General features: G+C 73.0%; 13 protein-coding genes. 6 read left to right on the top strand and 7 right to left on the bottom strand.

What is annotated here, in order from left to right:
• Positions 1-2 precede the first annotated feature (2 nt).
• On the top strand, positions 3-641 hold the full coding sequence (locus H030_RS37115; RefSeq protein ID WP_051222701.1) for an acetyltransferase: 639 nt from the start codon (positions 3-5) through the stop codon (positions 639-641).
• 29 nt (positions 642-670) lie between these two features.
• Here H030_RS37115 and H030_RS32220 read toward each other — a convergent pair whose 3' ends face one another.
• Positions 671-2,041, bottom strand: a complete 1,371-nt coding sequence (locus tag H030_RS32220; protein ID WP_035127706.1) for a hypothetical protein — start codon at positions 2,039-2,041, stop codon at positions 671-673.
• Between the two features lie 31 nt (positions 2,042-2,072).
• Positions 2,073-4,061 (bottom strand): ABC-F family ATP-binding cassette domain-containing protein, encoded by a 1,989-nt coding sequence (locus H030_RS0114380; protein WP_027006621.1) that lies wholly within the window; start codon positions 4,059-4,061, stop codon positions 2,073-2,075.
• 22 nt (positions 4,062-4,083) lie between these two features.
• On the opposite strand from H030_RS0114380, the gene H030_RS32215 reads away from it, so the two are divergent.
• On the top strand, positions 4,084-5,457 hold the full coding sequence (locus H030_RS32215) for an alpha/beta fold hydrolase (RefSeq protein ID WP_051222700.1): 1,374 nt from the start codon (positions 4,084-4,086) through the stop codon (positions 5,455-5,457).
• Here H030_RS32215 and H030_RS0114370 read toward each other — a convergent pair.
• Together H030_RS0114370 and H030_RS32210 are read right to left on the bottom strand one after the other, a co-directional pair.
• Positions 5,454-6,641 carry a D-alanyl-D-alanine carboxypeptidase gene (locus H030_RS0114370; protein ID WP_027006620.1) on the bottom strand — a complete coding sequence of 396 codons (1,188 nt, stop codon included), beginning with the start codon at positions 6,639-6,641 and terminating at the stop codon, positions 5,454-5,456. The genes H030_RS32215 and H030_RS0114370 overlap by 4 nt on opposite strands.
• The gene (locus H030_RS32210; protein ID WP_051222698.1) at positions 6,638-7,366 is read right to left on the bottom strand and encodes an enoyl-CoA hydratase/isomerase family protein; all 729 of its coding nucleotides are present in this window, start codon (positions 7,364-7,366) and stop codon (positions 6,638-6,640) included. Before H030_RS32210 ends, H030_RS0114370 begins: the two co-directional genes overlap by 4 nt.
• A gap of 30 nt (positions 7,367-7,396) precedes the next feature.
• Between H030_RS32210 and H030_RS39740 the strand changes: the two genes are divergently transcribed.
• From H030_RS39740 to H030_RS0114350, 3 genes are all read left to right on the top strand, one after another.
• Positions 7,397-7,666 (top strand): hypothetical protein, encoded by a 270-nt coding sequence (locus tag H030_RS39740; protein WP_027006619.1) that lies wholly within the window; start codon positions 7,397-7,399, stop codon positions 7,664-7,666.
• Between the two features lie 19 nt (positions 7,667-7,685).
• A complete protein-coding gene (locus H030_RS0114355; RefSeq protein WP_027006618.1) occupies positions 7,686-8,465 on the top strand; it encodes a crotonase/enoyl-CoA hydratase family protein in 780 nt (259 codons plus the stop codon).
• 81 nt (positions 8,466-8,546) lie between these two features.
• Positions 8,547-10,529 carry an SDR family oxidoreductase gene (locus tag H030_RS0114350; RefSeq protein WP_027006617.1) on the top strand — a complete coding sequence of 661 codons (1,983 nt, stop codon included), beginning with the start codon at positions 8,547-8,549 and terminating at the stop codon, positions 10,527-10,529.
• Here H030_RS0114350 and H030_RS32205 read toward each other — a convergent pair.
• The gene (locus H030_RS32205; protein WP_051222696.1) at positions 10,507-11,055 is read right to left on the bottom strand and encodes a PadR family transcriptional regulator; all 549 of its coding nucleotides are present in this window, start codon (positions 11,053-11,055) and stop codon (positions 10,507-10,509) included. The genes H030_RS0114350 and H030_RS32205 overlap by 23 nt on opposite strands.
• 30 nt (positions 11,056-11,085) lie before the next feature.
• On the opposite strand from H030_RS32205, the gene H030_RS0114340 reads away from it, so the two are divergent.
• Entirely contained in the window at positions 11,086-12,507 is a 1,422-nt protein-coding gene (locus H030_RS0114340; RefSeq protein ID WP_051222694.1) for a carotenoid oxygenase family protein, read from the top strand.
• On the opposite strand, the gene H030_RS0114335 is transcribed toward H030_RS0114340, so the two are convergent.
• Entirely contained in the window at positions 12,497-13,186 is a 690-nt protein-coding gene (locus tag H030_RS0114335) for an ArsR family transcriptional regulator (protein WP_027006615.1), read from the bottom strand. The two genes, H030_RS0114340 and H030_RS0114335, sit on opposite strands and share 11 nt — an antisense overlap.
• A 220-nt stretch (positions 13,187-13,406) precedes the next feature.
• A complete protein-coding gene (locus H030_RS0114330; protein ID WP_027006614.1) occupies positions 13,407-14,339 on the bottom strand; it encodes a zinc-binding dehydrogenase in 933 nt (310 codons plus the stop codon).
• Between the last annotated feature and the right edge of the window lie 47 nt (positions 14,340-14,386).

Raw genomic sequence — 14,386 nt, 5'->3', positions numbered from 1 at the left:
CGGTGGCGCGCGACCTGCTGATCTGCGGCACGCGGACGTTCGCCGAGGAGGTCGCCGACCTCGCCGGGGAAGTCGACGGCTGGCGCGTCGCGGGCTTCGTCGAGAACTGGGAGCGCGAGCGCGCGGGCGGCGAGCTCGACGGGCTGCCGATCCACTGGGTCGACGCGCTGGCCGGGATGGACGGCGTGTGGGCGCTGTGCGCGCTGGTGACGACCAAGCGCTACACCTTCACCGAGCAGGTCGCCGCGCACGGGATCCCGTTCGCGACGCTCGTCCACCCGACCGCCCGCGTCTCGTCGCGGACGACGGTCGGCGAGGGGACGCTCGTCGGCGCCGGGGCCATCACCGGGACGCGCTCGGCGATCGGCCGCCACGTCATCGTCAACCGCGGCGTCCTGATCGGCCACCACACGACGATCGGCGACCACGTGAGCCTGCTGCCCGGCGCCAACGTCGCCGGCAACGTGACGATCGGCGACCGCGCGTTCGTCGGGATGGGCGCGCTCGTGCTCGACGGCCTGACGATCGGCGACCGCGCGGTCGTGGCGGCGGGCGCCGTCGTGACGCGCGACGTCCCGCCGGGCGTGCAGGTCGTCGGCATCCCCGCCAGCGTGGTCGCCGAGACGCCCGACGGGCGCTAGCCGCCCCGAGGAGCAGCGCGCCGACGCCGCTAGCGACGCAAGAGCTTGTTGAGCGCGCGGCGGCCGGCCTGCGAGGCGCGCAGCGCGCGGTTGGAGCGCAGCGCGGCAAGCGCGGCGCGGTCCGCGTCGCGGGCACCCTCCGCCGTCGCGAGCGCGGCGCGCAGCGTCTCCGCCTCGGCCTCGGCCCGCTGCCGCGCGCTGTCGAGCGCGGCCATGTGCTCGCCGACCTCGCGGGCGGCGCGCTCCTCGTCCAGCTCGATCTCGGGCGGGGCAAAGCGGGCCGGGATCGGGATCTCCTCCTGGATCCCCAGCCACCTGACGAAGCGCGGCGCGTCGGCGCCGGGGACGGCGGGGAACGCGGCGGCGATGTCGCGCCGGTAGGCCCGGAGCGCCAGCGCCCAGCGCGAGGCCGGCGGCTCGGGCGCGTCGGCGAGCCACTCGGTGAACGCCGCGCCCGAAGCGAAGGGATCCGGCGCGGGATCGCCGTCGAGCAGCGCCGCCCGGACCGCGCGCCGGACCCACGGCTCCAGGACCGTGCCATCCGACGCGGCCGCGAAGCCGTACGGCGCGGCCGGCGCGACGTGGCCCGCGGCGATCAGGCGGCGGGCGTAGTCCTCCAACAACTCCGCGGCCACGGGGCTCGTCGCCAGCCGCGGCCAGGCCCCGGCGCGCGGGTCGAAGTCCCCGCCGACGTGCAGCAGCCGCAGCGGCGCGCCGTCGATCGCCGGGCCCTCGGCGATCACCCGCGCGCCGAGGTTGTGCACCGTCACGTTCGTCCCTGGATCGGCGAGGTTCGCCACGCCGAACAGCCCCGGCGCGAGGTCCAGCCAGCGCTGGGAGACGAACAGCCCTCCTGGTTGATCGCTGATGCAGTCGCGCTCCAGATGCCCCGCCCACCAGCGCGTGAAGCGCGCGCCCGCCTCCCCCGCGACGCCGAGGAACCCGCAGTTGTAGGACCCGGCCAGCAGCAGCCCCTGCTCGATCGGCTCCGGCCGCGCGGGCGGCGCGAGCAGGTGCGGGCTCAGCACGATGCCCTCGCGCGCGACCTGCTCGGCGACCGGATCGAGCGAGCCGCACACCAGCACGTCGGCGTCGGCGAACGCGACCGGCCCGCCGCCCGCGCGCTCCAGCAACGTCGCGAGCAGCAGCGCGCGCGTCGAGCCGGCCAGCTCCATCGGCTGGTACATCGCGCCGCGGCGGTGCAGCTCGGCGTCGTCGATCCCGACGTCGGCGGGCCGCAGCAGCTCGAACGGCTCGCCCGCGCCGTCGACCACACCATGAACGTCGTCGACGACCAGGACCGCCACCGGCGGCGCGTCCGGGTGCTGCTCGGCGAAGCTCGCGGCCAGCACGCGCGCCCACGGCAGGTGGCTGGCGGTGATCGCGGTGCCGACGAGCATCGCGCGATCGTACGGTGCCGCGCCGGGCGCGCTAGGCGCCGATCTTGTCCAGGTGCTCTTCGAGCGCCGCGTAGGCGTCGTCGACCGCGCGCCTGGCGGCGGTGTGACGGGCGGTGTTCTTCGCGGACTCGTACTGGGTCGCCCACGCCTCGGGCGCGGCCAGCTCCTCCTCGAGCGACGCGAGCGCGGCCTCGGCGGTCTCGATCGCCTTCTCCAGCTTGGCCGTCTGCTTCTGGGCGTTCTTGGACGGCGCAGGAACCGTCGCGGTCGCCGCGCCGTTGCCGTTCGCCTTCGGAGCGGCAGCCACCGCCACCGCCGGAGCAGCGGCCTTCGCCTTCGAGGGCTTCGGCTTCGCAGCCGCCTTCGCCCTGGCCGGCGGCGGCCCGTCCGGGTCCTCGCCCGCGGCCCTGCGCTCCTCGCGGATCCGCGCGTACTCGACCCAGTCGCCCAGGTAGGACCGCAGCCGCTGGTGCTCCAGCGCGACGGTGCGCGTCCCGACCGCCTCCAGCAGCGCCCGGTCGTGGGTGACCAGCAGCAGCGCGCCCTCGAAGCCCTTCAGCGCATCCTCCAGCGCCTCGCGCGACTCCAAGTCCAAGTGGTTGGTCGGCTCGTCGAGGATCAGGACGTTCGCGCCCTGCGACAGCAGGATCGCCAGCGCCAGCCGCTTGCGCTCACCGCCGGACAGCCCGTCCAGCGGCTTCTCCGCGTCCTCGCCGCTGAACAGGAACTTGCCCAGCAACGACCGCGCCTTGCCCGGCGTCAGCCCCGTGCGCTTCACGCACGCCTCGGCGACCGTCCGCGCGCTGCCCAGCCCCTCCAGCTCGGAGTCGTGCTGGCTCAAGTACCCCACCTTGAGATTGTGCCCCGTCCGGAGCTTGCCGCCGTCCAGCGGCCGCGCGCCGGCGAGCGCCTCGATCAGCGTGGTCTTGCCGGTGCCGTTGGGACCGACGAGCGCGACGTGCTCGCCGCGCTCCAGCCACAGCTCGCCGTCCTCGACCAGCAGCTTGTGGCGCTCGCCCTCGCCGACCTCCAGGCGCCCGTCCTCCAGCTCGAAGATCACACGGCCCGTGCGCTCCGGCTTGGCGAACGAGAACCCGAGCTCGCGCGTGTCGCGGGGATCGCGGTCGACCCGCTCGATCTTGTTGAGGGCCTTGACGCGCGACTGCGCCGCCCTGGCCTTCGACGCCTTCGCACGGAAGCGCTCGACGAACGCCTCCATCCGCGCGATCTCGGCCTGCTGCTTCTCGATCGCCTTGCCGAGCGCCATCTCGCGCGCGGCCTGCTCGCGGCGCCACGCGTGCCAGGTGCCCCTGAAGTACTTGGACCTGCCGAGCTCCAGCTCCAGCACCGCGGTGCCGACGGCCTCCAGGAACCAGCGGTCGTGCGCGACCAGGCAGATCGCGCAGTCCAGGCCGGTCAGCGTCCTCTCCAGCCACTCCAGCGACTCGATGTCGAGGTGGTTGGTCGGCTCGTCGAGCAGCAGCAGGTCGGCCTCGACGGCCAGCGCGCGCGCCAGCGAGGCGCGCGTCAGCTGCCCGCCGGAGAACGTGTCGAGCTTGCGGTCCAGCGCCTCGTCGGCGAAGCCGAGCCCGTGCAGGTAGTTGCCGGCGCGGTCGCGCCAGCCGTAGCCGCCGGCCGCCTCGAACTTCGCGTAGGTGTCGGCGTAGCGGTTCATCGCCGCCTCGTCGCCCTCGGCCATCTTGACCTCGAGCGACGCCAGCTCGGCCTCCAGCGACAGCTGCTCCTTGCAGGCGGAGAGCACGTAGTCGCGCAGCGTGACGTCCTGGTCGCGCGGCGGGCGCTGGTCGTGCAGCGCGACGCGAACGCCCTTCTGGAAGACCAGCTCGCCGCCGTCGATCCCGGTCTCGCCGGCCAGCATCCGCAACAGCGTCGTCTTGCCCGCGCCGTTGCGCCCGGCGATCGTCAGCCGGTCGCGGCGCTCGAGCTTGAACGACACCCCCGACATCAGCGGGTTGCCGGACATGTCCTTGGAGAGGTCGGAAGCGATGACGACGGCCACGCCACCATGGTAGGTATGCGCGATGTCCCACCGCTTCCTGCTCGCCGCGGCGCTCTGCGCGGCCTGCCTCGCCGCCGCTCCGGTCGCCTCCGCGGCCGAGGTCCAGACCCACGTCACGGGCTGGACCCACGCGCCCGGGCCGCGCAAGTACGACAGGCTCGACGTCACGAAGTTCGGGAACCTGAGGTCGCGCAACGTCCTGATCCTCGTGCCGGGGACGAACGGCGGCCGCGGCGACTTCACGCTCGACGCGCGCGACATCGTCAGGCAGGAGCGCGACATCCAGGTGTGGGCGGTCGACCGGCGCTCGCAGGCGCTGGAGGACACGAGCGTCTTCCGCCAGGCGCTGGCCGGCACGGTCACGCCGCAGCAGATGTTCAGCTACTACGCGGGCTGGATCGCCGACCCGTCGATCCAGCCGCACTACCAGCCGCCGGACGCCGCCCAGCTCGGCTTCGCGGCCGACTGGGGCCTGAAGGTCCAGCTGGAGGACGTCCGGGCGGTGATCGCGGCCGCCCACCGCGGCGGCGCCACCCGCGTCCTGCTCGGCGGCCACTCGCTCGGCGCGTCGGTCGCGGTCGCCTACGCGGCGTGGGACTTCGACGGCCACCCGGGCTACCGCGACCTCAACGGCCTGGTGCTGATCGACGGCGGCCTGCTGGGGTCGTTCGACTCGGCGGACCTCGCGCAGGCCAGGACGCGCCTGGCGGCGATCCGCAGGCAGCCGTTCCTGGACCTGCTCGGGCTCGGCCTGCCGTGGGTGACGGGGATCCTGAGCGAGAGCGCCGCGATCCTCGCGCTGAAGGAGCCCGACGCGCCGTCGGTCGGCCAGAGGTTCTCGCTGCTGCCCGCCGCGTTCAAGCCGCCGATCCCCGTGACGAACGAGGGCCAGTTCGGCTTCGCGTTCGACGCGACGACCTCGCCGAAGGCGCTCGGGCTGATCCAGGTCCGCGCCGGCTCGCTGGGCAGCGACGGCCGGTGGGTCGACGGCGAGGTCTCGCCGATCAGGCGCGTCGAGGAGACGTTCGGGCAGGAGCCCGGCAACGCGGTCGAGTGGTTCTACCCCGCGCGCCTGAACCTCGACGTGGACGCCGCGTCGCCGCTCGTGCAGAACAGCGCCGCCAAGTACCTCGGCCTGCGGCTGAAGGACGCCAAGAGGAACCTCGCGCAGAGCGACCTGGCGCTCTACGCGCTGCAGACGTCGCTGACGAACGGCGCGGTGCTCAAGGGCGCCAAGAAGTTCGCCAGGCTCGCGAACACCGACCGGTACCACACCAAGTACGTCGACGCCTCGAGGACCGACTCCCACCTCGACCCGCTGACCGCGGCGCCCGAGAGGAGCGCGTTCCTGAGGACGTTCGAGCCGTGGCTGCAGCAGGTGCTGGCCGAGGACTAGCGGGGGCGCGAGGCGGCGATCCGCTCGACCATCGTGTCCTCGGCGTCCTTGGCCGCGGGCTGTGACGTCACGCGCGTGCGCTGGATCGCGAAGACCAGCGTGCGCCCGTGGACGCGGCACCAGCCCGCCAGCGCGCTGTCGCGCGACTGCGGCAGCGAGCCGGTCTTCGCGTGGCAGTTGCCGCGCGCGGGCGCGCTCATCATCCGGTTGACCAGCGTGCCGTCCACACCGGCGATCGGCAGCGACCTCGCGACGACCGCGGTCCTCCGGATCGCCCGCACATAGCGCGCGAGCTGCCGCGGTGCGCCCGACGTGCGGCGATCGACCCCCGAGCCGCCGACCACGCGGAAGCGGGTGTGCAGCGTGCGGGCGTAGGCAGCGATGTCCGTGGCAGCGCGGGCCGTCGTCGCCTGCGTACCGTCGACCTTGTACGCGGCGATCTTCGCGAGCATCTCGGCGGCGAAGTCATCGGACCTCTTGTTGATGTCCTCGATCACTGCGGAGACCGGCGTCTGGGAGAAGGCGAAGGGCCTGCTGCCGTCGCGGATGCCCTGGCGCGGCGTGCCGCGGATGACGACCCCACGTGCCTCCAGGACGTCGTCGAACCGGAACGCCGCCGCCCGCGCCGGGTCCGGCTGGAGCGGGCCGTCGGGAGCCTCTCGTCCTCGCGCGTAGGTCAGCGCGCCGATCGATCCATTCATGTTGAGGTCGAACGCCCCGTGCGTGGACGGCCCGCCCACCCAGTCGTCGAAGCGCGAGCCGTCGCCCACGATCGAGCCGCTGATCGTCCTGATGCCGGCCCTCTGCACCCCGTCGGCGAGCGTCTGTAGCTGCGCCTCGCCCATCAGCGGATCGCCCACGCCGACGAGGAAGAGGTCGCCGTCCAGCGTGCCGTCCACGCCGACCGGCGTGGAGGTCTCGACCGAGGTGTTCAGGTAGTTGGTCGGCGGCGTGAAGGTCGCGGCCGCCAGGCCTGTGGTCAAGAGCTTGGCCGTCGACCCCAGCGGCCGGGAGGTGTCCGGGTCGGAGGCTGCGACCGTGCGCCCGGTGCGGTCGTCGATGACCGTGAAGCCGCCGGACCCGCCCGCGGCCTTCGCCAGCCGGACGAGGTCGGCCTTCAGCGTCTTGTCGGTCTTCGGCGCCGCCGCGACGTGCGCTGCCGCCGGGGCGTGCGCCGCGCTCACCGCTTCACCCCGCCGTACGGCAGCCCGCCGCCGGTTCGCTGGAACTCCACGATCTCCGCGTTCTCCCTGGCCACGCGGTCCTCCGTGCCCTCGTAGGCGCGGAACAAACCCTTCAGGTGGCGCAGCCCCTCCGGCGGGTGCGCGGCGATCTCGCGCGCCAGCTGCAGCGCGGCGGCCTCGGCACCCTCGGGCGTCGCGCGGCGCGCCAGCAGCCCGAGCGCGTCCGCCTCGTCCACGCCCACGACGCGCCCCGTGAAGATCAGCTCCTTCGCCTTGCCCAGCCCGACCAGCGGGACCAGCCGCGCCGGGCCGACCGGGACGCCGAGCCTCGCGCCCGGGAACACGAGCTTGAGGTTGTCGCCGCCGACGCGCAGGTCGCAGCCGCACGCCAGCTCGGCGCCCGCGCCGACGACGTTGCCGACGCAGACCGCGATCGTCGGCGCCGGGAACGCCTCGACCGCCGCGTAGAGGCGCGCGAACGCCTCCATCCGCGCCACGCCCGCGGCGTGGTCGAGCTGCTCGCCGACATCGGCGCCCGCGCACAGCGCGCGCTCGGACGTCGTGGAGAAGACCAGCGCCCGCAGCGCGTCGTCGGCCGCCAGCTCGGTCAGGGCGGAGCCGAGCTCCGCCAGCATCGCCGTGTCCATCGCGTTCCGGACGTCCGGCCGGTCCAGCCGGATGACCTCGATCCCGTCGTCGAGCCGCTCACGTGAGAGTGCCGCCATGGCGCCGCATTCAATACGATGCGGGTTGCGATGCGCCGCCTCACGAAGACCCTGTTCCTGACGATCGCCCTCCTGGCCCTCAGCGCGCCCATGGCGTTCGCCCAGGCTTCGGGCGAGGGCGCCTACGGCGAGACCGACGACAAGGTCGTCACCAACGCCGCGTTCATCGTCATCGCCTTCTTCCCGGTGCTGGTCCTCGTCGTCTCGCTGCTCCAGTGGCGTCTGGAGAAGCGCAAGGACGAGAGGAAGGCCGCGGTCAAGGCGGCCGGCGGCGACAAGCGCTGGTCCGGCGGCTGGTAAGCCCCTAGGCTCCGCGACCATGTCGCCGGAGCCTGTCTCGTACGAACGCCGCGGCGCCGCCGCGGTGGTGACGATCGACCGACCGCAGCGGCGCAACGCTGTGGACGGTCCGACGGCCGAGGCGCTGCTCGCCGCGCTGGAGCGCTTCGAGGCCGACGACGACGCGCGGGTGATGGTCCTGACCGGCGCGGGCGGGATCGCCTTCTGCGCGGGCGCCGACCTCAAGGCGATCGACACCTACGCCGGGCGCCTGGACGACCCCAACGGGCCGATGGGCTTCACGCGGCGGACGCCGAGCAAGCCCGCGATCGCCGCGGTCGACGGGTTCGCGCTGGCCGGCGGGCTGGAGCTCGCGCTGTGGTGCGACCTGCGGATCGCGACCGCGCAGTCGTCGTTCGGCTGCCCCGAGCGGCGCTGGGGCGTCCCGCTGATCGACGGCGGCACGCAGCGCCTGCCCCGGATCGTCGGGCTCGGCCGCGCGCTGGACCTGATCCTGTCGGGCCGGATCGTCGACGCGGCCGAGGCGTTGTCGATGGGGTTGGTCACCGAGGTCGTCCCCGACGGCCCCGACGCGGCGCTCACGCGCGCGCTGGAGTGGGCCGAGGCGCTGGCGTCGTTCCCGCAGGCGACCATGCTCGCCGACCGCCGCGCGGCGATCGAGGGCTTCGGCCTGCCGCTCGCCGAGGGCCTGGCGCTCGAGGCCCAGGCCGGTCCCGAGACCTACGCGGCGGCCCAGTCCGGCGCGGCGCGCTTCGCGGGTGGCGAGGGCCGCAGCGGCGCGGGCGCCGGGATCTCCTAGCGGAACACACCCTGCGTGAGCCTCGCGGCTTGCGGATAGGATCGCCTCTCGTCCCGCTGGAGGAGTGAGGAGAGAAGCTGCATGGCGTATTTCGTGACCGGAGCGACGGGGTTCATCGGCCGGCATCTCGTCGAGGAGCTGCTGCGCAACCGCACCGGCGACGTGTACGTGTTGGTCCGCGAGACCTCGCGCGACCGTCTCGACGCGCTGATCGAGACCTGGCCCGACGCTGAGCGCGTCCACCCCGTCGTCGGCGATCTCGGCCACCCCAACCTCGGCGTCGACGACGCCTGGATCGCCGAGCACAGGGGCTCGATCGACCACTTCTTCCACCTCGCGGCGATCTACGACATGACCGCCGACGAGGAGCGCAACGAGAAGCTCAACGTCGAGGGCACGCGCAACGCGGTCGACCTCGCCAACGCGCTCGACAGCGGGACGCTGCACCACGTGTCGTCCGTCGCCGTCGCCGGCGCGCACCGCGGCCTGTTCCGCGAGGACATGTTCGACGAGGGCCAGAAGCTCCCGTCCGCCTACCACCGCACGAAGTTCGAGTCGGAGAGGATCGCCCGCGACGACGCGTCGTCGCCGCTGCGCGTCTACCGCCCCGCGATCGTCGTCGGCCACTCGCAGACCGGCGTGATGGACAAGGTCGACGGGCCCTACTACTTCTTCAAGGCGCTGCAGAAGATCCGCGGCTGGCTGCCCGAGTGGGCGCCGCTGGTCGGGCCGGAGCTGGGCTGGACCAACGTCGTCCCGGTCGACTACGTCGCCAAGGCGATGGACCACATCGCCCACGCCGACGGGCTCGACGGCCAGACGTTCCACCTCGCCCACCCCAAGGGCCAGCGCTCGGGCGACGTCCTCAACACGATGGCCCGTGCCGGCCACGCGCCGCACATGGCGATGCGGATCGACAGGAAGCTGCTCGACATGCTGCCCAAGGGCACGTTGTCGATGGTGATGAAGCTGCCCGCGCTGAAGGGCGTCCGGGACTCGATCCTGGCCGACTTCGGGATCCCGCCGGAGGTCATCGAGCACGTCGGCTTCTCGTGCCAGTTCGACACGCGCGACACCGAGCGCGCGCTGGCCGACAGCGAGATCGCGGTCCCGGAGCTGGACACCTACGCGACCAAGTTGTGGGACTACTGGGAGCGCGTCCTGGACCCGGACCTGTACAAGGACCGGTCCTTCGAGCACGCGGTCAACGGCAAGACGGTGGTCATCACCGGCGCGTCGTCGGGCATCGGCCTGGCCGCCGCGCACAAGGTCGCGCGCGCCGGCGGCATCCCGATCCTGGTCGCGCGGTCGATGGACAAGCTGCAGGAGGCCAAGCAGGAGATCGAGCGCGCCGGCGGCACGGCGTACGCCTACTCCGCGGACCTGAGCGCGCTGGACTCGATCGACGACCTCGTCGCCTCGCTGCTCGCCGACCACGCGTCGATCGACGTCCTGGTCAACAACGCGGGCCGCTCGATCCGGCGCTCGATCGCGCTCTCGCAGGACCGCTTCCACGACTTCGAGCGCACGGTCCAGCTCAACTACCTCGGCACGATCAAGTTGACGATGGGGTTGCTCCCGCACATGCGCGAGCGCGGCGCCGGCCACATCGTCAACGTGTCGTCGATCGGCGTGCAGACCTCGCCGCCGCGCTTCAGCGCCTACGTCGCGTCGAAGGCCGCGCTGGACGCGTGGACGCGCGTCGTGTCGTCCGAGGTCATCGGCGACGGCATCACGTTCACGACCATCCACATGCCCTTGGTCCGGACGGCGATGATCGCGCCGACCAAGATCTATGACTCGTTCCCGACGATCTCGCCGGACGAGGCGGGCGACATCATCTGCGAGGCGATCCGCAGCAAGCCCAAGCAGATCAACACGCGGCTGGGGACGTTCGGCGAGGTGCTCTACGCGGTCGCGCCGAAGGCGGTCGACCAGATCCTGCACATGGCCTACAAGGTGTTCCCGGACTCCGCCGCGTCGAAGGGCGAGAAGGACCCGAACGAGAAGGCCTCGGTCGAGCAGATCGCGATGGCCAACATCATGCGCGGGGTGCACTGGTAGTAGGCGGGACCTGACCGGCCGCGACCTCGTTCCAGAGGTCGACCTCCTTGCGCTCGTGGGCGATGCCGATGTCGAGCGCGAGGAGCTGGCCGGGCGGGATGAACTCCGCGATGTTGGAGCGGAGGTGCTCGTACTCGGCGAGCTTGGCCTCGTGCGCGGCGACCTGGTGGCGGGCGACGACCACCGGGTCGGCGCCGAAGAAGATCTTGAGGACGGCGGCGTCGCGCAGCTCCGGCAGGTCGTCGAGCGGCTCGTGGCGCCACGTCTCCAGCGCCGCCGAGCCGGCCTCGGTGATCTTGTAGAACTTGCGCCGCCGGCCGGTCTCCTCCCTGCGTTCGGTCACGTAGCCGCCGGTCGCCAGCCGCTCGGGCTCGCGGTAGACCTGCGCGTGCGGCGTGGGCCAGAAGTTGTCCACCGAGAAGCCCATCCACTGCTTGATGTCGTAGGGCGTGGCCTCCGCGGGCGCGGCCTGCTCGAGCAGGCCGAGGACCATGAACGAGGTCGGGGTGAGCTTCAGGGCTTGCAATGGTCTCTTTCGGACGGTACGGTTCGGAGCATGTCGATCGTATCGAGCACGCAGACCGACCACCGGCTCGGCTTCGCCGACCAGACCGAGGAGGTCCGGATCGACTCGGTCCCTGTCACCGGCGAGGTGCCGGCGTGGCTGACGGGCGGGCTGGTCCGCGTCACGCCCGCGCAGATGGACTTCGAGCGGCGCTCGGTGTCGCACTGGTTCGACGGGATGGCGATGCTCAACCGCTTCGGCTTCGACGGCACCGGCGGCGTCTCCTACGCCTCGAGGTTCCTCGACACCGACGCGCGGCGCAGGGCGCTGGCGACCGGCGGCGCGGCGATCTCGGGCTTCGCGACGGATCCGTGCCGCTCGCTGTTCCAGCGCGTGCAGTCGGTGTTCTCGCCGGAGCTGACCGACAACGCCAACGTGAACCTCAGCAAGCTCGGCGACGAGTACGTCGCGATGACCGAGACGCCGATGGCGGTGGCCTTCGACGCCGAGACGCTGGCGACGACGCGCATCGATCGCGAGGCCATGAGGTTCGGCCAGATCACCACCGCGCACCCCCACCTGGACGGCGAGACGGGCGAGTTCATCAACTTCTCGGCCCACATGGGGCCCAGGTCGCAGTACAAGGTCTACGCGCGCACGGACGGCACGTCGTCGCGGGTGGTCGCGTCGATGCCGGTCAGGGAGCCGGCGTACATGCACTCCTTCGCGCTGACCCCGCGCTACGCGCTGCTGCTGGAGAACCCGCTGGTCGTCAACCCCATCAAGTTGGCCGTCGGCGGCAGGGCGTTCATCCACAACTACAAGTGGAAGCCGGAGCTGGGGGTCAGGATCCACGCCTTCGACCGCAAGACCGGCGCGCTGGCGCGGACCTGGGTCGCCGACCCGTTCTTCGTGTTCCACACCATCAACGCGTTCGAGGACGGCGACGACGTGGTCATCGACCTCTGCGCGTATCCGGACGCGTCGATCATCGAGCTGCTCGAGCTCGACCGCCTGCGCGGCGGCGACGACCACTCCGACCTCAGCGCCCAGCCGGTCCGCCTCACGCTGCGCGCGGGCGCGGGCCGCGCCGAGGTCCGCGACCTGGCCGACCTGACGATGGAGCTGCCGCAGATCAACTACCGGCGCTTCAACGGGAAGCCGTACCGGTACGTGTACGGCGGCAACTCGTCGGGCGAGGTGTTCCTGAAGCGGTTGGTCAAGATCGACGTGACCGACGGCAGCCACGTGGCGTGGGACGAGCCGAGCGCGTGGGCCGGCGAGCCGGTGTTCGTGCCGCGGCCGGGCGCCGAGGCCGAAGACGACGGCGTCGTGCTCTCGGTCGTGCTCGACGTCGAGGCCGGACGGTCGTTCCTGCTGGTGCTGGATGCGGCGTCGTTCACCGAGATCGCGCGCGCCGAGGCGCCCCACCACATCCCGTTCGGGTTCCACGGGCAGTTCTTCAGCGCGTAGCCGCGCCGCCGGAGCCGGCGGCGGCGACCAACCCGTCGCCGCCGCGCGTCCGGACGTAGAGCACCTCTCGCCCTCGGCGCTGCCCGGCGACCAGGCCAGATCGGCGCAGAACGGCGAGATGGCCCGAGATCCCGGCCGGGCTGGCGCGCAGCCACTCGCTGAGCTGCGTCGTCGTGGCGGGCGCGACCCCAAGCGCGACGAGGATCTGCGCGCGCCGGGGGCCGATCAGGTCGCCGAGCGCGGTCGGGTCCGGGGTGAGCGCCGACGCCTCCGGGTCGACGAGCCGCGCCGCATCCTCCACCCGGACGATCCGCAGGTCGCCGACCGTCTGCGATCGCGCCGCGAAGGCCGAGACGACAACGTGGAGGGGTCCCTCTTGCGCCGCCGCGACCACCGACGCGCGCAGCTCGGCCCGCGCGCCCTCCTCGGCCGCCGCCGCTTCGAGCAGTGGGAGGACCTCCGCCCATCGCGGCTCGACGACCGCCTCCCACACCATGCGCATCTGGTCGACGAGCTTGCGCAGGCCGGTGCCGGGGCGGTCGAGCAGCAGGCGCGCGCCGCGTGGGATGCCGTCGGGGTGCACGGCGGCGAGGTCGGCGGCGACGCGCTCCGGATCGGTTTCCAGAACCCTGCGCAGCTCAACCTCGACCTGAGGGTGAGGCTCATCGCCCGGCGACATCGCGAAACGCGGGCCCAATCGGCCGCCAGGTTGTGACACCGCGCGCAGCAGGCCGTAGTCGGCCGCGGTTATCCGCCCGCTCCCCCACGCCGGCCGCTCCCGACCGGCCGCAGCGACGATCTCGACCGTCGGCGAGACGACGGCGCGCCCTCCCACACCGCCGCCACCCCGCGTCGCAGGCCTCGCCGCCATCGCGGCGCAGCCTAGCCGACGATTCGACTCAGAGCGAATCCAAGCCGAGCACCGCGTTGCCCGTCAGCTCGCGATCGCGCAGAGCCCGGAGCAGCCGCGGCGTCTCGGCCCACGGCGCGGTCTCCCCCACCTCCGGGTGCAGCAGGCCCCGTGCGACGAGGCCCGCGAGCGTCGCCAGGTCGGCCGCGTCGGACGCGCCGGTGCGCCAGTAGGAGAACGGGACGATCGCCGCGACCGGCGCCACCGGGTGGTTGACGGTCTCGAAGAAGTCCAGCGCCACCGGCTCGTTGTCGGCCTGGCCCAGCCAGAAGACGGTCCCGCCGGCGGCCGCGCGCTCGATCGCCGCGGGCAGCGAGGCGCCGCCGATCGACTCGAAGACGACGTCGAAGCGACCGGGCGCGGCCGCGACCTCCGGCACCACCGTCGCCCCGAAGGCCTCCAGGCGCGGCGCGCCCCTCCGCGAGACCGCGACGACCTCCGCCCCGCGCGCGATCGCCAGCTCGGTCGCGAAGTGCCCGACGCCGCCGGCCGCACCGGTGATCAGCAGCCGCCGGCCGGTCAGGTCCGGGGCCGCGCGGACGAGCCGCAGCGCGGTCAGCGCGGCGACCCCGAGCGTCGCGGCGACGTCGAAGCCCACCGCATCGGGCAGCACGGCGATCGCGTCGGTCGCGACCGCGACGCGCTGCGCCCAGCCGCCCTGCCACGCGTGCGCCACGACGCGCGCGCCCTCCGGCGGGCCAGAGCCGTCGGCGGCGGCGCGCGCGATCACGCCGGCGACATCGGCCCCGGGGCGCCAGCCGCCGCCGCGCGGCGGGCCGGAGAGCAGGTTGACCTCGCCGCGGTTGATCGAGAAGGCCCGCGCGGCGACGACCGCCTCGTTCGGCGCGGGCTCCGGCTCGGCGACGTCGCGGGCGAGCTCGATCAGCGTCTCGGCGTTGTTGGTGGGGATGAAGGCGTCCATGCCGGCGGACGCTAGGCGAGGTGGTTTCCTTGCGGAAGATGGCACCC

It is taken from the genome of Conexibacter woesei Iso977N (assembly GCF_000424625.1).
GTDB lineage: Bacteria > Actinomycetota > Thermoleophilia > Solirubrobacterales > Solirubrobacteraceae > Baekduia > Baekduia woesei_A.
Note: the sequence above shows the minus strand (reverse complement) of the source record. Positions and strands in the feature narration are given on the sequence as shown.